Raw genomic sequence first — 21425 nt, forward strand, 5'->3', positions numbered from 1 at the left:
CACTAATTAATGACCCTTTCTTTTCAGGCTTTACTCATTGAGTATTGCCTGGACTGTTTTATTTATATTTATTTTTATCGTTTTCCGAGGATGTAATGGAAAAAACACCTTCAACTAAAATAAGGAAACGCCTGTCGTTTAAGGCAGGTGCCTTTGCTTTATTATCGTTATTATCGACATCACTTTTTGCAAATAATAGTGATGATTTAGCCGTAGAGCTGACAGTTAAACCACTGGATTTATCACGCACACCGACTCGTGAAGAATTAATGCAAGCCGGGCAGTTAGGTGGTCAATTGGTGCCTACCAGTCCTTTAAATTTTAATCCTGAAAATAAAGACCAGCCTTCACGCTCTCGTCGTCGCAAGCGGTCATTAGACCCTGATGATGAAGTACGGGCAATGTTTTCAGATTTTGGCGCGGCAATTCAAGCGTGGAACCGACACGATTATAAAGAAGCTTATCAATTATTTGATCAATACCAGGAACGTTATCCTAATAGCCCTTGGGCAGGTGAAGCTGTTTTACATATGGGCTGCGAGGCTCGGTATAACGGTCGTTATAAAGAAGCCGCAAGTCATTTTACCCAATTAATTAGTCAATACCGTAGTCAAGACTATGTTGGGGCACGTTGGTTAGGTGATAAAGCGTTAAGTCGTTTAGCGGTATTAAAAGTACTCGAAAATAATATCGAAGATGCCATTAAATTATTTGGCGAATTAAAACAAACCAGTGTGGACTGGCGGATTAGAACGTACGCCGCTAACTGGATTCAGCGTTTATCACGTCAGCAATCGGAGCGTTTAGCCTTATTAGATTGCGGTACTCGTGCATTAGCCCATCTCTTAGAAAAAGATGGTAAAAACACCGCAGCTAAAGAGGTATTAGCCATTAAACCGGCTGACTTAAAAGGCCATAGTGTTGCTGAATTAACGGATCTTGCTAAAAAGCATGGCTATGACGTCTCTGCAAGAGCCTTATCGATTGACGACTTAAGTCGTATTCCATTACCGGCGGTGGTGCAAATTGATCGCTCTGGTAACAGTGCGGGTCACTATTGGATTTTAGAAACTGTCACTGACACCGAAGTGACGCTATACGACCCACAAATGAACCGGCGTTTTTTCCAGTCCTTAACGGAATTTGATTCAGAATGGGCGGGTAATACACTAGTGTTTGGTGGCAATAACCTGCCTGGTGAAGCCTTATCAGAAGAATTAATGGCCAGTACTTTTGGTGGCTGTTGTGGTGTCCCTCGTCCAGAAGATGGCCCAGGTGAACCAGAGGACGAAGAGCCAGAAGAACCAAAAGAATGCCCAGAAGGTGCTCCAATCTGGAAAGTGGATATGGTTTCAATGAACCTGTTCATGAAGGATGTTCCACTCTGGTATAAGCCTGCAATTGGCCCGCAAGTTAGAATACAGTTGAGCTATAACTCGCAAACCAGCGTGTCGAAAAATGAGCTGTTTGGTAATAAATGGACCTTTAATTACGGCTCATACATCATGATTGATCCAGGTAAATCACCGACGGTTGTGATGCCGGATGGTGCCCAGCACACTTATGTGCCTCAAGCAGATGGCAGTTATGCCCCACCTTACAATGTCTTTAATACCCTGCGTAAAATCAGTGATCACCATTTTGAGTTAGAACTACCTGGCGGGTTGACCTATGAATATAACTTGCCTGTTAGCACTGATTCCATGCAAACCTTTATGGTGGGGGTTAAAGATAAGTACGGCCAGCAATTAACGTTTAACTATAACGATGATGTTAAATTAACCACCATTACTGATGCCTTAGGACAAGTAACCAACCTCACTTACAATGAGCTTGGGTTAGTCACGCAAATCACTGACCCATTTGGACGTAAAGCAGCGTTTGAATACGACAGTAGCAAAAATCTGGTCAAACTCACCGATATGGGAGGCTATTGGACGAAGGTAGGTTACGACGAGTTCCAAGCCGAAGATAAACCTAAGGATAAATACGTTTCATCAGTAGAAAACCCATTAGGAAAGTGGACGTTTTACGTTGAAGCAGCGGATGGCATTAACAATGGATCGAATGCATATAACCCACCTGGCACCGCAATGTGGGATAATTATCGCATCACCATCACCGACCCGAATGGCAACAAAGAAGAATATTATTACGATGGTTACCACGGTAAAGGCTGGCATGTAGCCCCTAATAACTATGTGGAATACCAAGATGCCAACGTTAATAACTATAAAACCGCAGCCAAAACAGAGTATGAGTATTATAAACGCTCAAATAACCAAGGCCGAATCAAAAAAATTACTTACCCTGATGGGCGGGTCATTGATTACCAATATGATGAGCAGACGGGGTTAAGAAAGGCTCGGACTGAAAACGGTCAGGCTAAAACCTTCCAAAAAAACAGCCAAGGTAATGTTACTCAACAAACCAATGCATTAGGGCAAACAGTCAAATATGAATATGCGGCTAATGGCAAGGATGTTACCAAGGTAGAAACCCCACAAGGTACCGTTGAGTTTCAATATAACCAACACCGCAATCCAACCTTAATTAAAGACGTTTTAGGTCGTGAAACACAGTTTACCTATAACAACTATGGCCAAGTTACCTACATGGAAGTGGCGGGTAAACAAAAATGGGAATACACCTATAACGAAAAACATCAACGCACCACCGTTACCTTCAACGGCCAAGTCGTTAAACAATACACTTACGACGCTATTGGGCGTATTAAGACAGAAACCGATGAAACTGGTTTAACCAAAACCTATGCTTACAACGGTTTAAATTCTACTACAACCGTTACTTATCCTGATGGCAAGCAAACCACCACCACTTATGGCCAGTGCCCAAGAATGGTCACCAGTGAAACTGATCGAGGTGGGCGGAAATACCAGTATGAATATGATCCCGCTAAACAATTAACCAAGATCATTTCACCTGAAGGCAGCTTTACCCGGTTTGAATACGATGCCAACGGTAACCTAATCACGTTAATTGATGCTAACCATAATAAAACCCGGTTTGAATTCAATAATGCTGATCAGCTAACCGCTAAAATATTTGCCGACGACAGTCGTGTCAATTACAGCTATGAACAAGGGCAAATCAAAACTAGAACTGATGCGAGAGGTGTTGTAACCACTTATCATTACGATGATAAAAAGCGCCTGAGTAAAATCACTTATTCAGATAGCACACCAGAAGTTAGCTACACCTACAATGACCAAGGGCAAGTAGCAAGTATTACCGATGGCGTTGGTACACATCAGTTTACCTATACAGCAGATGGCAAAGTCGCCTCATTCGATGGACCTTGGGAAGATGACACCATTGAATACCGTTATGATACGGTAGGTGGTTTACATCAAATAATCCCCAGTAAGGGCCAGACCATTAAGCAGTATTATGATGGGATGGGGCGGTTAGAGGTAATTAAGGCTGGAAATAGGGAGTTTACTTACTTTTATAATGGCGCAAACCCAACACCTACAAGTTTATTATTTAATAGTCGGCTACAAACGCAATATAAATATAATTCGCTAAGTCGCTTATCAAGAATCAGTCATCATGCACCAACCAATCCAACAATTACTGAGCATAAGTTTACTTATAATGATCAAGATTTAATTGATCAGGTCGAGTATGAACCCCTCACGGAATCGAGTATTCAGGAAGATAAACTCACTCAAAATCAGTTTAACAATTTAAACCAACTGATTAATCAGGCGGGTTACAAAAATAATTCACCTGTTTACGATAAAGCAGGAAATTTAATCAGTGGTTTAACGGTTGATGGTCATGCATTTACTGCTAGCTATGATGCAGAAAATCGCTTAACAGAAATTAGTTATACTGATAATCAAGGAAAAAATCATAAACGTGAATATAAATATGACTACAGTAATTATTTAGCTGAAATCCTACATTATGAAAACTCTAATCTAGTCAAAACTACGCGAATTATTCGTCATGATAAATTAGCGTTACAAGAACGTAATGCGAGTAATGAAATCACCCGTGAATATGTTTGGGGACTTGATGATGGTGGTGGTATTGGTGGTTTATTAAGTCTTACCCAAAATGGACAGCATTATTATTATCTTTATGATGGCCAAGGCAATGTTGTTGGTGTTGTCGATGATAATGATCAAGTGGTTGCAGCTTATGAATATGAGCCATTTGGTCAACTAATCTCTAAAAAAGGCACATTAGAGCAGCCGTTTGGATTTTCCACTAAGCGTTATGATGAAGGAACAGGCTTAATTTATTATGGCTATCGTTACTATGCGCCTCATTTAAGTATCTGGACAACCCGTGACCCTTTAGGCGAAGCAGGTGGTATTAACCTATATCAGTTTGTTGAAAGTGATCCAGTAAATTTAATTGATCCGTTAGGCCTTGCACCTGGAGAAAAATTTCAGACACAAATAGCTGCTGAGCGTGATATGTACGACTGGATGACATGGATGCTTCTTCCAACTTTAGTTGGTCTTGGAGAGACGCCTGACTATTTCGTCACAGGCCCCTATCAAACAGAGGATGGATGTTGGACATACGACTTTGATATTAACTGGTCAAAAGACTGGGATGATATTCTTATAGGAATAACACCTATAGGAAAATTAAAGTATTTAAAGCATTTAAAGAAGCAAGGTAAATCAAATAAACCACCTGTTAAATCAAAGGATCCTGAGAAGAAAAAGTGTTTTATTGCTGGCACCTTAGTACATACTACGGATGGTTTAAAACCCATCGAAGATATTAAAGTGGGTGATTTAGTTGCCTCTAAGGACGAGAAAACAAGAGCTACAGGCTGGAAGCCGGTAGAAGCGATTTACCGAAATCCAAAGCATGATGTTACTTATCTAACCGTCTTAAATGAAGGAGGTAAAGAAGAGACGTTAGGTACTACTTCAGAGCACCCATTTTGGACTAGTAATAATGCATGGACTGAAGCAGGCCAGTTACAACTAGGTGATAAAATACTGACTAAAGGTGGCGATACAGTCACTGTCACATCTATATTGCCTGATACTAAGCAGTACATGACCTATAATTTTGAGGTATCGGATTATCATACTTATTTTGTTGGTCAAGATGGTGTTTGGGTTCATAATGGTAAGGGCCCTAAGAAGTGTAAAAATGGAAGTGGTTCTGAAGATAAAAAAGATGATACAGGTGAAAATAAAGATCCAAAAAAGAATCCTAAATGGACTCCTCATGGCTATAAACATTCTGCACCGAAAAATCGGAAATGGAGTGACATTGTCAAGGACACAAAATCTGGTCCAGCAAAATATAAACAAGGTACAGATATTGAGTCACTAGAAAAAGATGCATGGAAAACAGGAACAGATGTAACTAATGGAAAGCCCTGGAAAGTTAAAGAATATGACCAACCAATTGGTGCTAGTGAGGGTAAGGAAAGTAGATGGATACGTATTGAGTATAGTGGAGAAACGATACATGGCCACCCAATTTCAAAGAAAGAGTATCAGAAGCTATTAAAATGAAAGAACAAATATTAGATAAAATTGACTTTGGCAATGGTAAGTTAGTCTTCGATGAGATATCTAGTCTTGAAATTGTAGATAATATTGCCATTTATAAAAATGAGCTTAAAGAAGATATGCTTCAAGTGGAGTATCCAAATGAAGTGCTAATTGATGTAGGGTGGTATCCATCTTTTGATATTGAAGGGGGTTTTCAAGTTAGAGTAATTAAAGATTATAATTGGGAAATGCCTCTATTAATAAGAGAGGCTAGAGATTTTAAAAAACTAGTATTAACTATAAAGGAAGCAATTAATATAGCAGTTGCTCATTCTAACTGAGTTTATGCTATTCATTGGTAGGTGTACGTAACCTTTTTTAGTTTTATATATAACGTACACTTGCCTAGAGAGCACATATTATTTGTGAGTGCTAAATACAGTAATGATCCAAAAGTCTAAGAGTGAGTTAATAGATCTGGTGGGCAAAATAATGAGGTGTGCAGGTACTGAAAAAGAAGTAGATGACTGGGTTAGAGAGCTTGAGAATAGTGTGCCGCATCCAGAGGTTACAGGTTTAATTTTTTACCCTAAGAAAGCTGATGCTACAGCAGAAGAAGTAGTAGAAGAAGCATTGGCATATAAACCAATTATTCTGGGTAGAGACTAAATTATAGTGCTTTCAGCAGAAGAGTTTTTTACTCGATGTGCTGGCTCTGTTGACCAATATAATTCAACAGAGTCATTTATTGGCTACTTTCAATCATTTAGGCCAAATGGTTCTGGTCTAAATGAGCTTTTTAAGGGAGCAGTCAAGGGTAAGGAAGTTCTGGAAAGACTTTTGGCTATATATAAAGCAATAGAAAGTAGTTATTGCAAAAATGACTGGTATTTTTTGGTCAAAAAACCACCAACGGTATCAGAAACTAAAGCATGTTCAATTTTTAGGGAGCATCTTCAGTCAATGAAGCTGATTGTAGATGAAATGGATGAGATGGACGTTAGCGAAGAAATATCCAATATCACTCATCTAAATGTACTTCAGCTTGACGATCAAAGTATAAACTATGATGTGTATGAGAGTTCTTTAGAGGCTGGTATTCAAGACATAGTGACTGATTTGCTATGTGAGTATGACCCTATTGATAGTGAAGCACTGCTGCTTGAAGAAGGAATTTACTCGATGACTATGACCTATTAGTCAAGGATTATGTACTTTGGCCTTTGTATCAGGAGGTTATTGGTTTGCAAGACCCTTTTCATGCATATTTTAATATGTGGGCTAAAGGTATTAAATATGAATTCATAAACAGCAGCTCAGTTAATATATATGTGCAAAACCTTGCACCATAACCAAAGTATTTAAATCAGTATAATTATAACAATATTATTTTCCTTCGTGATAGGCAGTACCAGGTACTGCTTATCTGATTTTAAACATAAAAAATTTATTTAGGGATAACGTACGATCGCTGAGGGGGGGGACGATCAATTTTCCACTAAAAACCAAGACTTTCAGGGAGGTCTTGACTTTCTCTCCTTCCCCTAGTTACCCATTAATAGGAGCACTTTTCTAGAGTTTCTGTATCGGTTCTATCTATTGGAAGAGCACAGTCTAGTTTTTTACCTAATTGTCGAAGTTTATTATTTAATCCAGGTAAGGTGCCTGTTTTTCTGCTTGAGTGAGCAGAGTAAAAGGCGCTATAAAGAGGAGTCTTATCCAGTTGAACTCCTTTCTTTGCTGGGATTAGATATTTCGGAGCTTCCCCCCATTCTGGCTCTAGTACGGTTTTATACGCAGTATCAGATATCATAAAAGCTATAAACTTTTTAGCTATTGCCTTTTTATGTGGTGGTATGCTGGCATCAATAGTTAAGGCATCTACCCAGCCAACACCTTCAATAGCGGTTGAACCAGAAAAGCTTGGTAGTGAACGAACGGCGATGTTATCTACTGACAAACATCCAGATGTGCTTGTACAATTATTCATATAATATTGAATGCCATAATGAATAGACTCAGAATATCCTACATAAGCACTTGCCTTGCCAGACATAAATGCTCTTGAATAATAGCCTGCTCGATCATGAAGGTCGTCATTTCTACAATAGCCAGGAGGGCAAGACTTAAGAATTTGCTTTAGTTTATCTACACCTTGTTGGTCTAACTTGTTAGCGTCCATAATTATTTGTTGCGATTTGCCTAGTCCATATGTTGCTGATAAAGCTGTTAGGTACCACTCACCAAGAGTAGACTGCCCCTTAAAGTCGACTAAAATAGATTCATTTCTACTGTTTAAAACATTGTTTAATTCAGACCATGTTGATGCATTTTTTACTTCTTTATCGTCCTTTTTATAAAACAAAAAATTTCCGCACAACCAGTGAGGTACACCATAAACTTTACCATTACGTGTAACTGCTTCAATTGCTTCTTTAGTAAAGGGTGCAGAAGGAAGCTTAACTTCAGCTATTTTCCCAGCCTCTATAAGATCAGAGAGCAAGATTGTATCAACTTCGTATACATCGGCTTTAGTCGCTTGTAAACCACCTGAGTAATAATCCCAAAGCCATGTACTGTTATCTACCAGCTCTAGGTTGATATTGGGGTTACGAGACTCAAATATTGCCTCTATTTTTTGAAATAAGGCCAGTCGATTGGGTACATAGGGGTATAGTGCAACTCGTAACTTTGTAGTTGTACTATCAGATGCATAGGCTAATGAAAGTGAAATAAACGGCGATATTACTATGGATAAGTAACATACCAGTTTTATAAGCATGCTTTTCTTCCTTGAGTATTTAGTTATTAATGAGTTACTACTACAGCCATATTTTGGCGGAAATAAGTAGTAAAAGTCTACTGACTTTTGGTGGTGTCATTAGCGGAGCTTAAAAAAAGAAGCCCATTGAATGGGCTTAATAATCAGGTTTGAAGCAAGTACGATGACTTGCAATTGAAAGGTTATACAAAAATATTGCGTTCTGATACTTGGCTTTTTCTATGCCCGGTATTAGAAAATTCTATGGAAGTACTTCAAACCAAATCCTTTCTTTCCTTTAATCAAGGGGACGTCGCAAAAGCTGAAAAATATGGAGTGATAGGGTGTTCTGGAACAGCTGTCGGGAACAGCTGAAGCTCTAAAGACCACAGATGGCTCTTGTAGAGTGGTGGAAGAATACCCTGTTACTCTCCAGACCCCTTTTGCGACACCCACCAGGGGGGCTAGAGTAATTTAAAATAATCGTAGTTTTCGCTTTATTTGCTTGTAAAAATCCCCCTTTTCAAAGGGGGAGGCTGGATTGTGCTATAGCTCTCGACTGTTTCCAATAGCCACTTCAGGACGTTTATCAGTCTAAAAGTCTTTCTGCAACACCCGCTTTGATATGGAGTAATAAGCTTCTTACCATAACCTGAGTAAAACTTTTGAACAAAGGCGTATTTACACATACAGTTTGTTTAAGGGCCAAAGTAATTGGACGTTATTAGAGGTGCCCTTGCCCTTAAGTATGGACTGTGTAGGCTGTATTACAGGCACTCTTTATTAAGGGTTAGTTAACTAGATATTACCAGGGATTATTGTTAGAAAATGTCGATGGATGTCAGAGCGTTTTTATGGATAAAGACTTAAGCCTGCAGACAATACTGATTGTTGATGATAATGTAGCAAATATCGAATTGTTGAGCATTCTTTTTGAAGAAAATTATCGGGTATTCACTGCTGAGAATGGTGCACAAGCTTTGCAGGTGGCGTCGTTTGAACCAAAACCAGACATTATTTTGCTTGATGTTATGATGCCGGATATTGATGGTTTCAAGGTGCTAGAAAGGCTAAAGCAAAATCAACAAACGGCTGACATAGCTGTTATATTTGTTACTGCAAAATTATCTGCAGAAGATGAAAATAGAGGGCTAGCACTCGGCGCTCTAGATTATATAACAAAACCTATTAATGTGGTTGCAGTGAAAATAAAGGTTCAAACCCACCTTGACGCTATTCGACAACGAAAGTTTATTGAATCATTAGTTACAAAGCAGGTTGAACTGTTTGCTAAAAGCAGTGAAAAAATCCAGAAAGGTCAATTAAATAATGAGTGTCTTATAAAACAGTACTTGGAGACCATTGAACAAGAAAGGGAGCGGCTGAAGCTGGCTTTATGGGCCAGTAATAATGCTTTATGGGATTGGGATGTATCGACAGGTCAAATTAAAAGAATTAATGAATTTGAATACATTATTTTACCTAGACATACTCAAAATGAAATTTTCTCGACCTATTCAGACTATGTGTACCCTAATGATTTTGAACAATTTAAACAAACGTTGCAGTCAGTGTTATCTGGAGAAACGACGGATTTTGAGCTGGAGTACCGAGTTCGAAGTGTGAATAACGGGTGGATATGGATACGCGACCAAGGACGTGTAGTTTTGAAGGATGATGATGAAAAGCCTAAACGGTTGGTTGGCATAATTAGGGATATAAATAAGCGAAAGCAAGCTGAAAAACATAGCCGTACTTTAGCAAGAGCCTTAAAAAACACCTCTGATGGTGTATGGATTGCAAATGGTAATTTTGAAATTGAAAGTATTAATAAAGCCTACACCTATATTACTGGTAGGCAGCTGGACGAAGTAATGGGGAAGCGTATAACGTTTCCATCAACTGAGAAGCAAGGATCAGGTCTAATTGAGGAAATTCAAGAGCATTTAAGTTGTCGTAACAGTTGGTGTGGTGAAGTATGGGATGAAGGTAAAGATGGTCTTTATCCATCAGAGTTACGTATCGATAAAGTATATAACGCTGAGGATGATGCTATTCAGTTTGTAGGCGTGTTCAGTGATATTACCTATCGAAAGCGTACTGAAGATGAACTAATAAGATTGGCCAATTATGATCAGCTAACGGGATTACCTAATCGAACACTTTTTAATGAAAGGCTTAAGCAAGTCACTATTAAAAAACGAGCACCTACAACAAGATTTGCTCTGCTTTTTATAGACTTAGATAATTTTAAACGAGTTAACGATTCTTTTGGGCATGAAGTAGGTGATGAATTACTGGTATCTGTTGGTATTAAGTTAGATTTAGTCAAGCGAAATGATGATTTTGTTGCTCGTTTAGGTGGTGATGAGTTTGTAATGATAGTGAATAACCTTGATGGCGCGCATGTAGCTGCAAAAGTGGCTCAGCGAATCATTGACTCTGTTAGTAAAACATTTATTACAGACGGACATGAATTAATAGTGACACCTAGTATTGGCATTGCAATATATCCTGATGATGGCGATACAGGGCCGGACCTCATAAGGCTGGCCGATAGAGCAATGTATGCTTCAAAGAGAAAAGGGAAAAGCACCTATAACTTTTTTACTGAGTCGATGAACTCTAATGCTTTAGAGCGTTTGGAGCTGGAAACAGCCTTACGAAAAGCAGTTGAAAAAGATGAAATAGATTTGCACTACCAACCAAAGGTGGCGCTTAATACTGGGGAATATACTGGCGTAGAGGCTTTAGCTCGATGGGCGCTAAATGGAAAAATGATTTCACCGCAAGTGTTTATTGGTGTTGCTGAAGAGGCTGGGTTGGTAAGAGTCCTTGGTAAGAATTTGTTGTATAAAGCGTGTTTGAACTATAAAAAGTGGGTAGATAGGGGAGTTGCGAAAGGCAGGGTTGCTGTCAATCTCTCACCTAGCCAGTTTCAAGATGAACGACTGGTTGCTGAAGTAGAAGAAGTGCTGGCTGAAACAGGATTACCGGCAGACTATTTGGAGCTTGAAATTACCGAGTCGATGGTCATTGATGAAACAGAAAAGGCTATAGCTCAAATGCATAATTTACGTAGAATTGGCGTGACATTGGCGGTTGACGATTTTGGTACAGGTTATTCTTCGCTTTCCTATTTAAAAGAGTTTCCTATTAATAAATTAAAGATTGACCGTTGTTTTATTAATGACATGCTGAATTCCAAGCGGAGTAAAAATATTGTTGAGCTAATTATTGAAATGGCACATACCTTAGATATGGAAGTGGTTGCAGAAGGTGTGGAAACATCAGAGCAAGCTGAGGCGTTAAACTCTATGAGGGGGGAGGTGGCACAAGGCTTTTTATACAGCAAACCATTATCCTGTGAGCAAATGGAGGCCTATTTAATTAAAAATTTTAAGTAAAATGCTGTTGTCGTCATGAACCACACTGATAAGCAACCATATTATGGATTTCTCACCCCTGCCACTTTCCTACTTAAATATAAAGCTGCGTTATACCAAATCTGATGAGGTTGTAAGTTTTAACTCAAACTTCATCAGGCCTATAAAGGATGCTTTGTTGAATGGCGAACTAAAAAAGAGCTTGCTGCTCTAACCCTCATCGATCAGGCCAGCAATCATCTTTCATCCAGTCACTCAGTTCGTTCCAGTTAGGCTTGCGCGGGCAAGTTAACCATTTCCAAATTCGTTTCAGCATTAGAATTCTCCTGACGTTACTGTTTACATACTCAGGAGCTAGCGCGCTTGCTCAATAGCAGTTAGCAGTTTATTGTATGCACTAGTGCATTACTAGACGAATAAAAGCAGGATGAAGCTGCAAATATGCATAACTTAAACTGGGATGATTTGCGCTTACTACTGGCGGTAGCAGATACTGGCAGCCAGTCTGCTGCTGCTTCACGCTTGGATATCAACCAGACCACTATCTCTCGGCGTTTACGGCAGCTGGAACATCAGTATGGCAAGCCATTACTGCAGCGTCAGCGCTATGGTTACAACTTTACTGAGGAAGCGGAGTTGCTAATCGAGCAGGCTAGGAAGATGGAGGAGCATGTCTTGGAGATTACCCGAGCCCAGGTCAATAGGCAGCGTATTGAACCAGCCGGGAAGGTCGTTGTTAGTTCAACTGAAATGGTGCTGAGGTATATGATTGTGCCAATGTTAGCAGAATTCAGACAGCGTTATCCTTGCATCGAGTTAGTATTACTGGCTGACGACAGAGTTGTCAGTCTATCCCATATGGAAGCTGATATAGCGCTGCGGTATGTCAACTCAGAACAGCAGGATCTTGTTCAGCGTCGACTACACACATTTCAGTACCGATATTTTGCCAGTCTTGATTACTTGCAACAGAATCCAGTCGATGAAACACAGCAACTGAGGGGACACCAGCTACTAAAATTTGAGCACAAAGCATATCGTTATAGCGCGCAGCAGAAACATGATCTGGCAAATAATGAAGTAGTTTTACGCAGTAACCACATTGATGTACTTATTGATGCCTGTTGCAATGGATTGGGCATACTTAGCATACAGGAAAAGTTTGGTATGCAGATTCCTGGGTTGCAGATGATAATGCTGCCGCCTCATCGAGAAGCATCTCTTTGGATTGTAAGTCATAAGGATAACTGTCACCTGCCAGCAATCCGTGCAGTGATCGATTTTATTGTTGAAATCAGTGAGCAATTTCCAGCTGAACTTTAATTTGTTTCATATCTACTGGTTTAGTTAGGTAAGCATCGAATCCTGCTTTTATTGCTCGATCAATTTGATCAGGCAATGCATCAGCACTTAATGCAATCATCTTGGTATTTTGCAAGGCAGGGTTGGATTTTAGCACTGCTATAGCATCGGTGCCTTTCATTTTCGGTAAATTAATATCCATTAAAATTACATCGGGGAATAGTTGGTTTGCTTTATTAATACCTTCTTCGGCATTGACAGAAGAATGATATTCAATTTGATCAAGCCCATCCATAAAAGTTTGTATTAACTCTCTGCTGGCTTGGTTGTCTTCAATATATAAAACCTTGGTTTTATTATTTTGATAGTTTTGCTCAGAGTCGGGTGTAGTATTGTTTAAGTTGGCTGTTTTTAGTTTGGGGGAAGCAACTTCTTTGCTGGATATTGGCTGTGCTTTTTGCAAGCCTATCCAGAATCGGCTGCCCTGGCCTACTTTGCTTTCTACGCCTATGCTGCCTTGCATTTCGTTTACCAGGTGTTTGCTTAGGGCTAAACCAATGCCTGTGCCTTGGATTTCACTCGACTCAGCATACTGAAGGCGGGTGAATGGCTCGAATAGCTGCTCGATCTCTTTTTCATTAATACCAATACCAGTATCTTCGACCCAAAGCTGAATACAGCTACTGTCGACTTCAACGGTTTTTATTGTAACCACTCCATTTTTACGGTTGTATTTTATTGCATTGCTCAGCAGGTTGATTAGCACTTGTTTTAAGCGTAAACAATCAGCCTGTACCCAGGCATCGGTGCACTCTGCGTTTATAGTCACCTGATTGCTGTGGCACTGAGGCTCTGCTAACTGCACACTCTCAGTAATAATTGGCTGCAACTGGCATGGGGTAAGCTCGATACGTAGCTTGTGCTGCTCTAGTTTTACCATATCAAGAATGTCGTTGATCAGAGTCAGCAAATGTTGGCCTGCTTTTAAAATATTTTCTGTACTGCTTTTAAGCCCTTTTGACTCTTGATTCGTCATTCGCAGTTGTTGTATTTGGGCGAATCCGATAATGGCATTTAGAGGCGTTCTAAGCTCGTGACTCATTCGTGATAGGAAGGTGGACTTGGCCTGGTTAGCAATCTCAGCAGCTTCTTTGGCTTGTTTTAAAGCCTTCTCATATCGCCTACGCTCCGTGAGGTTGTGGCCAACGCAAACGAAGCCTCTAATTTGCTGTTGGTGATCCCACATTAAAGAGCCTGTGATTATCATGGGGATTTTATTGTCACTTTTGGTGATATAAAAGGCTTCAACCTCACTGTGCGTGAGGCTGTGTAATAACTCAAACGCAGGCAAATCTCTCATCGTTTGGTTTTGGCTATCTTGATTGGAATTGTCTGGGTTTGGATTGTAGAGTATTTTTAATAAGGGTTGGCCGACTAGCTCTTTGGTGTCATATTCAAGTAAGGATTCTGTGGCTCGGTTAATATTGCGTATGATGCCATCCGGACTGGTGACTATTAGCGTATCGGCCATGGAGTTTAAAATATTGTCTACGTAGTCTCTTGATACGGTCGTGCTTTTCAGTTTTGTAGTCATTTCATTAAATGTCTGGGCTAGTGTACCCAACTCGTCGCCAGAGGGAGTTTCCACTAATGTTGTTAGGTCTCCCGAACCAATACTGGTGATAGCATTACTTAGTTTTTCAATAGGTTTGAGTAGTATTTTTCGAATAGAAATATAGGTGATCAAAATAGCAATTAGAGTGGAAGTAGCAGTGATTATGATCGCTATAATAAGTAACCCTTGTTTCTGCTCAATTAGAATTTTATTAGGAATTGCTGCGTTTAAATAGAGGTAAGGAGTAATTTGTTTCCGATAAACTAAGAAATCATGCTCTTGGGCTGTGATGTAAAGCGGTGTGCTATCGTTTGCCTTTGCCAAAGCTTCTGATAGCCATTTTGGGGTTAGTTGATTTGTCATTGCCTCATCGTGGTGGAACAAGATTCGATTGTAATTATCAGTAAAGAAAAAACTGTGGTGTTTTCCACGTAAAGCAACCTGAACTTGTTTTTTGAAAATGGAAGTATCAGAGGTTATTAATAAATATCCTCTTAAACTAATGCTAGACGTGAAACCTTCCTCTGCTAATGCTTTGATCATGATTGAGCGGCCTGTCATCAAAGCAATGGCATTATTGTCGGGGTTAAGGTAAAAGTTTTCGAAAATGCCTAGAGAATTATTGCTTAATTTTTTGAAAATATCAGATTCACTCTCATCATCGGAAATATTTTTAATGCTATCAATAGCAAAACGAGTATCCTCATAGCCATCGGGAAGTAACAGGCGAATTTCATAGTAGTGGGGCTTGGCCTGGTGGTAGCCTTTAAACAGGCGAAGAATACCACTTTGATATAACCCAAATCGTAAATTTTCATCACTGATGGCAAGGTATTTGGTAATGAGCTCATTTTTGCTGAATAAGGTTGCATCAGCTTTTGCAGAATTAATATATTTGCTTGTAAGCAGGGCGATTTGAGCCATTAAGGTTTTTGCTTCATTGAGAAGAGAGGCTTCTGACTGTTCTAGAATTTTTTTAGAAGTTGTCCAACCCAATAACAGCATGGGCGCCATAATACAGGGAGTAATGATAAGCAGTAGCTTGGTGGATAAATTCAATGGTTGGCCTTGCTTGCTGCGCTACCCATAAGTCAGAGGCTGTATTTATCGCTTAGAGAAACAACCTGATTTACTTACAGCCTATGGGCTTGCCTCCACTATTGATTAAATTTTAATGCCTAACTTTGGAGAAGAGATGGTTCCACTTTTTATAAACCCGAGCTGGTAATTGAGAAAGGTAGCGACAGCTTTCTAATGAGTTAGGGTCTGGGTAGATAGTTGAGTCTGCCAGGAAATCTGCTGGCAAAAGTTTTTCTGCTGCCAAATTTGGGCTGGCAAAATGCATATCGGTTGCACTTTTGGCTGCAGAGGAGGCATTACTAAAGAAGTTTACAAAATCGTAAGCTAGTGATTGTTTAGTGGATTTTGCTAGTACCACCAGATAATCAGTCCATAGGATGCAACCTTCCTTGGGGACCACAAATTCAATTTGTGGGTGATAGGTTTTTAACAGCACGCCATCTCCATTGTAGGCATAGCTCATAACAACATCTCCGCTAACGAGCCGTGAAGACTCTTTTTCTGTGGTTAAATAGGTGTAGTCTTTAACAGCAGATTTTTGGGAAAGAAGTAAGTCTTCCACCTTTCGCAGTGCTTGTTTGTTGCCATAATCATCTTGATTATAACCAAGGCTAATAAATGCTTGGGTTATTGCTTCTCTTGCATCGTCTATCATTAAGATCTTTCCAGCATAGCTTGGGTCTGGCTGAAAAAATTGTTGCCAGCTATCGATCCGTTGGTTTACTAAATCTTTACGATAGGCAATTCCTGTGGTTCCCCAAAAATAGGGTACGACTGCATATTTCGGAAATACAGGGTTTGCTGAGGTTAAATATCTAGAGTCATAATTTTTAATATTAGGTACTTTGGCTTTATCCATAGGTGCAACCCAGCCTAAATTGATATACATGGGCAGGGCGATATTGCTAGCAATCATTACGTCGTAGCCTTTGCCTTCTACTTTAGTCAGGTGATTATCACGGTCTTGGTCTGATTCGTAATACACTAGTTTAACTTTTGTATTCCATTGTTTTTCAAATTTCTGGACGAGACTTGGTGATATGTAATCTGGCCAGGTAAATACGATAAGTGGTTCTTTTGCCCATGTGGTTGTTGCACATAATAGAAAAAGTAATGGCCCCAATAACCTATGCATCACCGGTTTATTGCTTGTTTCGGTTTGGTTAGAGCAAGATGTAAATTTCTTTAAAAAAAACATTTTATTCATCCTTCCCTTTTTATGAATGCCATAAACTACTGACACTCTCCTTAATTTTTTAATGTCAGAATAATGTAAAAAACACCTGCCGAATGCGGATAGTGATATTGGTATAAGCCTATAGTGTTATTGTAGCTAGGTTTCGACAATAGTAAGGTGTAAGGTTTGATTGTTAAATTTTTGTGGCTTGTTGTTGATTGGGAGTGTTGTTTATTGAGCCGATTTAGAGTATAGGTATTCCTGCGCAAGCAAGTCAGCACCTTTAGCATCACCCACAACAAAGAGCGCATTTTCTGATAAAGCGATGTCAATTTTATGTTGATAGTGTTCAACAAACTTGCTTTTAGTAAGGTCTAAATGACCACTGATATAATATATTTTGTTTTTTAGCACCCCTTAGACACCTCATCCACCAAATAAAGTATAGATTGATAGGGTATGCCACTATGGTGGGAAAGCCCTATCTCGCAGGTGCGGCTGTTGCTGAAGCCTCGGGTGCAGTGGGTTGGGATTTGTGCTTTCAGTGGTTTAACTGCTGCTGCATTTAACTCGGGTGTGGTAAAGCCTTTATCGCCTGCCCAGCCACAGCATTGGATGTGTTCTGGAATGATTACTTCTTTAGCGCAGGCTTTTGCGAGTGTTAACATGTCTGCTTCTAGCCCCATGCGGCGTGAACTACAGGTGATGTGGAACATAACGGTTTCTTCAGTAGGCTTAATTGTCAGGTGCTCTAGTAGATATTTACTGACAAAGCCTGTTGGTTCTAATACTTCAAGTGGCTTATTAAATTGCTCGATACTTTGCTTAGCACAGGGACTGGTATCCATCAGTACTGGGTATTTTCCTTGTTCGGTTGCTTGCCACAAAACCGCTTCTAATTGCTTGGCTTTTTGTTTGGCTAAATCATTCATACCTTTACTGCCGTATGGCATACCGCAGCATTGTTCAGTGAGTTTGTTTGGGATAATGGCTTCATACCCAGCTTTATTTAACAATGAAAGTGTTACTTCAGTTAACGGGCGCTGATCTATGGCATCTGTTTGTTGCCCCATTACTCTGCTGGCGCAGGATGGCATATACACGACTTTTCTCTGATGTGATATATATGGGTTTAGTGGGGTTGTTAAATGATGTTTGTTGGGCTGTGGATATTCTGTCAACCAAATGGGTGTTGAACCTTTAGATAACGAGTGCAGTCCATTCACGAGTTTTCCAACGGTTTTATTGCCAAGGCTTTTACAAGCCAGTTGATTTACGCTTAAACCCATTTTAGCAATTTTGGTTGTGGAATCGAAATGTTCGGCAGTCCACTTGGCAATTAGCGTGTATTTTTTATATTTTTCTGTCCGAAGCTGTTTAATTAAGTCGCCAGTATTGATTTCAACAGGGCAGCGCTCAGCACAAAGCCCTGTAGCAGCACAGGTATCGATACCTTGGTAGTTAAATACTTTTTGCAGTTCAGATGCTTCTATATTTTCACCTGCGCGCTTACGTCGTTGTAGTTCTCGGAACAGGACTATACGTTGACGTGGAGAAAGGGAAAGAGTACGAGAGGGGCACACCGGCTCACAAAAACCACACTCAATACAACGGTCGACTAATTGATTAGCCGCTGGCATTGGCTTGAGGTTTTCAATATGTGAATGTGGATTGTCGTTAATAATAACACCAGGACTAAGAAGACCTTCTGGATCAAACAGCTTTTTAATTTGCTGCATGAGTTTGTAGCCTGCTTTACCCCACTCCAGCTCTACGTAAGGTGCCATATTTCGTCCAGTGCCATGTTCAGCTTTTAACGACCCCTGATATTTAACGGCTACCAATTCAGCAACTTCATCCATAAACTGGCCATAACGTTCTATTTCTTGCTGGCTATCAAACCCTTGGGTAAATACAAAATGTAAATTACCTTCTAATGCATGGCCGAAAATAATAGCTTCATGGTATTGATATTTATCAAATAGGATTTGTAAATCACGAACACCATTTGCTAAATTTTTTACCGGAAAAGCAACATCTTCAATAATAACTGTGGTACCAACCTGACGAACTGCCCCCACCGCTGGGAACATACCTTTACGAATTTTCCAGAGGGTTGAAACTGTGGTTGGGTTGCTGGTAAATGGTACCGATTCAATAATGGTGAATGGGGTTAGTGAGTCAATTACCAATTTGCATTGGCTATCGAGTTGTTGCTGAGTACTGGCATGGGTTTCTATTAATATTGCAGTGGCTTCTAAGTCTAGGTGCTGAATAAACTTTGGCATACCGGGTTTATCTGCCACTGAGCGAAGTGCCCGGCCATCCATCATTTCTACTGCTGCAACTGGCATTTTCGATAAAGCGGTTACCGCACGACAAGCCTCTTCAATGGTAGCGAAAACTAATAATGCAGAAGCTTTGTCAGGGTGCTCTACAACTGTATTATAGGTAATTTCAGCAATAAAGCCGAGGGTACCTTCTGAGCCAATCATCAAGTGTTCAATGACTTTAATTGGGTCTTGATAATCCACTAAAGCATTTAAGGCATAACCGGTAGTATTTTTCAGTCGGTATTTATGTTGAATACGCTCAGTTAACGCTTTGTTTTCTCGGGTTTGCTGACAAAGCTGATTGAGTTTTTCAATAAATTGAGGGTGGGATTTTTTAAATGATGCAATGTTTTCCCTATTGCCAGTATCTAACAGCGTTCCATCACTGAATACTATTTTCATATTGGCTACTGTTTGGTAGGAGTTTTGCGCTGTGCCGCAGCACATGCCACTGGCATTATTGGCAGCAATGCCACCAATTTTACAGGTATTAATCGATGCAGGGTCAGGTCCAATCTTTCTTTGATAAGGCGCTAAGTATTTATTGGCATCGGCACCAATTACTCCAGGTTGGAGCATGATTTGATTGCCATTTTCTATGATTTGATGACCACGCCAGTCATCAGTCAAGGTAATAAGCACCGAGTCTGAAATAGCTTGGCCAGATAAACTGGTGCCAGCTGCTCTAAAGGTGTAGTGAATGCCCAGTTTACGACAGCTTTTGATTGCAAAAATAACTTCTTCCAGGTTTTTAAGCTGTAAAATAATTTTGGGAATTAAACGGTAAAAGCTGGCATCGGTTCCATAAGCCAAACACCTGGCTTCCTGAGTAATAATTCGCTTGCCTTCTATTTGAGTTGCAAGGATAGATTCCAATTGCTGGTAAGTGGCTGTTGGATTTGCATTTACCATTTAATAGATTCCTTAAAAAAGCTAAGGCTTTGAAACCAACGAGTCTTGCGACAGCTCTGAAATGCTATTGGCACCCGTTAAGGTCATAGCGACACGGATTTCGTTTTCATAAAGATTTAACAGGTTTTCTACCCCTGCGCCACCTTGTGCGGCAAGCGCATAAACAAAGGAGCGACCAATCAAGGTACAGTCTGCGCCTAAAGCCAGCATGCGAACAACATCCAGCCCGGTGCGAATACCAGAATCCACTAGAATTTTAAGATTACCCTTCACGACATCTGCAATGGCAGGTAATGCTTTAGCAGTAGATAAAACACCATCCAACTGTCTTCCACCGTGGTTTGAAACGACAATACCATCAGCACCAAAACGCACGGCATCTTTGGCATCGTCTGTATCTAAAATACCTTTAATTACCATGGGGCCTTCCCACATATCGCGAATCCACTCTAAGTCTTTCCATGAAATAGAAGGGTCGAAATTAGCACCGAGCCAACCAATATAATCTTCAAGTTTGGTGGGTGTGCCTCGATAAGTAGAAATATTACCCAGGTCATGGGGTTTACCTAATAGACCAACATCCAGTGCCCAACTAGGGTGACGCATCGCTTGAAAAATACGACGAATGGCGGCATTTGGTCCACTCATCCCTGAATGCATATCGCGATAGCGTGCCCCAGGCACAGGCATATCAACGGTGAAAACTAATGTACTAACCCCTGCGGCTTTTGCCCTTTCGAGTACATTTTTCATAAAACCTCGGTCTTTCAGCACATATAACTGAAACCACATGGGCCTTTGAATAGCAGAGGTCACTTCTTCTATTGGGCAAACAGACACCGTTGATAAGGTAAATGGAATTCCTTTTTTTTCTGCTGCTTTTGCTGCTTGCACTTCGCCCCGGCGAGCATACATACCACTTAAGCCAACAGGCGCCAACGCAACAGGCATGGCCAGCTTTTCTCCAAATAACTCAGTATTAATGGTTAAGTTAGACATATCCCTAAGGACTCGTTGACGAAGGGCTATTTCGCCCAGGTCATCGGTATTGCGCTTTAACGTTCGCTCATCGTATGAACCACCATCAATATAGTGAAAAAGAAATGGCGGTAGTTTTGCTTTGGCGGCTGACCGGTAGTCTGTGGAAGCAGAAATAATCATAAGTAGTTTATTTTTTCGTGTTTAAGTTTTACTGACTGTTTTAACTCCCTCTCTCTGAGGGTGTCGAAAAAGCTATTTTCCCCCTTTGATAAAGGGGGGCTAGGGGAGATTTAAATGGACTGGGGTTATAAACCGTCTTTGCCTTATTTGTATATAAAAATCCCCCTCAATCCCCCTTTTGCAAAGGGGGAAGTTGGATT

Annotated in this window: 12 protein-coding genes; 6 read left to right on the forward strand and 6 right to left on the reverse strand. The window is 40.2% G+C overall.

Translation table 11 applies throughout. The annotated features are described in order from the left end of the window. Nucleotides 1-95 precede the first annotated feature (95 nt). The 4 genes from ORQ98_RS19385 to ORQ98_RS19400 all read left to right on the forward strand — a co-directional run bounded on the left by ORQ98_RS19385 (nucleotide 96) and on the right by ORQ98_RS19400 (nucleotide 6698). The gene (locus ORQ98_RS19385) at nucleotides 96-5519 is read left to right on the forward strand and encodes a polymorphic toxin-type HINT domain-containing protein (protein WP_274690470.1); all 5424 of its coding nucleotides are present in this window, start codon (nucleotides 96-98) and stop codon (nucleotides 5517-5519) included. Next, nucleotides 5516-5839, forward strand: a complete 324-nt coding sequence (locus ORQ98_RS19390) for a hypothetical protein (protein ID WP_274690471.1) — start codon at nucleotides 5516-5518, stop codon at nucleotides 5837-5839. Before ORQ98_RS19385 ends, ORQ98_RS19390 begins: the two co-directional genes overlap by 4 nt. Nucleotides 5840-5942: 103 nt before the next feature. After that, nucleotides 5943-6167 (forward strand): bacteriocin immunity protein, encoded by a 225-nt coding sequence (locus ORQ98_RS19395; protein WP_274690472.1) that lies wholly within the window; start codon nucleotides 5943-5945, stop codon nucleotides 6165-6167. 6 nt (nucleotides 6168-6173) lie between these two features. Then, entirely contained in the window at nucleotides 6174-6698 is a 525-nt protein-coding gene (locus ORQ98_RS19400; RefSeq protein WP_274690473.1) for a hypothetical protein, read from the forward strand. A 355-nt stretch (nucleotides 6699-7053) separates the two neighbouring features. Here ORQ98_RS19400 and ORQ98_RS19405 read toward each other — a convergent pair whose 3' ends face one another. Beyond that, nucleotides 7054-8280 carry an extracellular solute-binding protein gene (locus ORQ98_RS19405; protein ID WP_274690474.1) on the reverse strand — a complete coding sequence of 409 codons (1227 nt, stop codon included), beginning with the start codon at nucleotides 8278-8280 and terminating at the stop codon, nucleotides 7054-7056. Between the two features lie 833 nt (nucleotides 8281-9113). Between ORQ98_RS19405 and ORQ98_RS19410 the strand changes: the two genes are divergently transcribed. Further along, on the forward strand, nucleotides 9114-11666 hold the full coding sequence (locus ORQ98_RS19410) for an EAL domain-containing protein (protein WP_274690475.1): 2553 nt from the start codon (nucleotides 9114-9116) through the stop codon (nucleotides 11664-11666). A 420-nt stretch (nucleotides 11667-12086) separates the two neighbouring features. Then, entirely contained in the window at nucleotides 12087-12968 is an 882-nt protein-coding gene (locus ORQ98_RS19415; RefSeq protein WP_274690476.1) for a LysR family transcriptional regulator, read from the forward strand. On the opposite strand, the gene ORQ98_RS19420 is transcribed toward ORQ98_RS19415, so the two are convergent. From ORQ98_RS19420 to lldD, 5 genes are all read right to left on the reverse strand, one after another. After that, complete coding sequence (locus ORQ98_RS19420; RefSeq protein WP_274690477.1) at nucleotides 12940-15621, reverse strand: ATP-binding protein; 2682 nt, start codon at nucleotides 15619-15621, stop codon at nucleotides 12940-12942. The genes ORQ98_RS19415 and ORQ98_RS19420 overlap by 29 nt on opposite strands. A 112-nt stretch (nucleotides 15622-15733) precedes the next feature. Next, entirely contained in the window at nucleotides 15734-16840 is a 1107-nt protein-coding gene (locus ORQ98_RS19425; RefSeq protein ID WP_274690478.1) for a polyamine ABC transporter substrate-binding protein, read from the reverse strand. Nucleotides 16841-17050: 210 nt separating this feature from the next. Beyond that, entirely contained in the window at nucleotides 17051-17233 is a 183-nt protein-coding gene (locus ORQ98_RS19430; RefSeq protein ID WP_274690479.1) for a hypothetical protein, read from the reverse strand. Continuing rightward, nucleotides 17227-20064, reverse strand: a complete 2838-nt coding sequence (locus ORQ98_RS19435; RefSeq protein WP_274690480.1) for an FAD-binding and (Fe-S)-binding domain-containing protein — start codon at nucleotides 20062-20064, stop codon at nucleotides 17227-17229. Before ORQ98_RS19435 ends, ORQ98_RS19430 begins: the two co-directional genes overlap by 7 nt. Nucleotides 20065-20085: 21 nt before the next feature. Then, nucleotides 20086-21225, reverse strand: a complete 1140-nt coding sequence (gene lldD, locus ORQ98_RS19440; RefSeq protein WP_274690481.1) for an FMN-dependent L-lactate dehydrogenase LldD — start codon at nucleotides 21223-21225, stop codon at nucleotides 20086-20088. Between the last annotated feature and the right edge of the window lie 200 nt (nucleotides 21226-21425).

Source organism: Spartinivicinus poritis, from assembly GCF_028858535.1.
Lineage (GTDB): Bacteria > Pseudomonadota > Gammaproteobacteria > Pseudomonadales > Zooshikellaceae > Spartinivicinus > Spartinivicinus poritis.

What these genes read in the sequence shown, in the direction of transcription:
- ORQ98_RS19390 (WP_274690471.1), top strand. Translation starts at nt 5,516, where the DNA reads ATGAAAGAACAAATATTAGATAAAATTGACTTTGGCAATGGTAAGTTA.
- ORQ98_RS19410 (WP_274690475.1), top strand. Translation starts at nt 9,114, where the DNA reads ATGGATAAAGACTTAAGCCTGCAGACAATACTGATTGTTGATGATAAT.
- ORQ98_RS19415 (WP_274690476.1), top strand. Translation starts at nt 12,087, where the DNA reads ATGCATAACTTAAACTGGGATGATTTGCGCTTACTACTGGCGGTAGCA.
- ORQ98_RS19435 (WP_274690480.1), bottom strand. Translation starts at nt 20,064, where the DNA reads ATGGTAAATGCAAATCCAACAGCCACTTACCAGCAATTGGAATCTATC.
- ORQ98_RS19405 (WP_274690474.1), bottom strand. Translation starts at nt 8,280, where the DNA reads ATGCTTATAAAACTGGTATGTTACTTATCCATAGTAATATCGCCGTTT.
- ORQ98_RS19425 (WP_274690478.1), bottom strand. Translation starts at nt 16,840, where the DNA reads ATGTTTTTTTTAAAGAAATTTACATCTTGCTCTAACCAAACCGAAACA.
- ORQ98_RS19395 (WP_274690472.1), top strand. Translation starts at nt 5,943, where the DNA reads ATGATCCAAAAGTCTAAGAGTGAGTTAATAGATCTGGTGGGCAAAATA.
- ORQ98_RS19385 (WP_274690470.1), top strand. Translation starts at nt 96, where the DNA reads ATGGAAAAAACACCTTCAACTAAAATAAGGAAACGCCTGTCGTTTAAG.
- lldD (WP_274690481.1), bottom strand. Translation starts at nt 21,225, where the DNA reads ATGATTATTTCTGCTTCCACAGACTACCGGTCAGCCGCCAAAGCAAAA.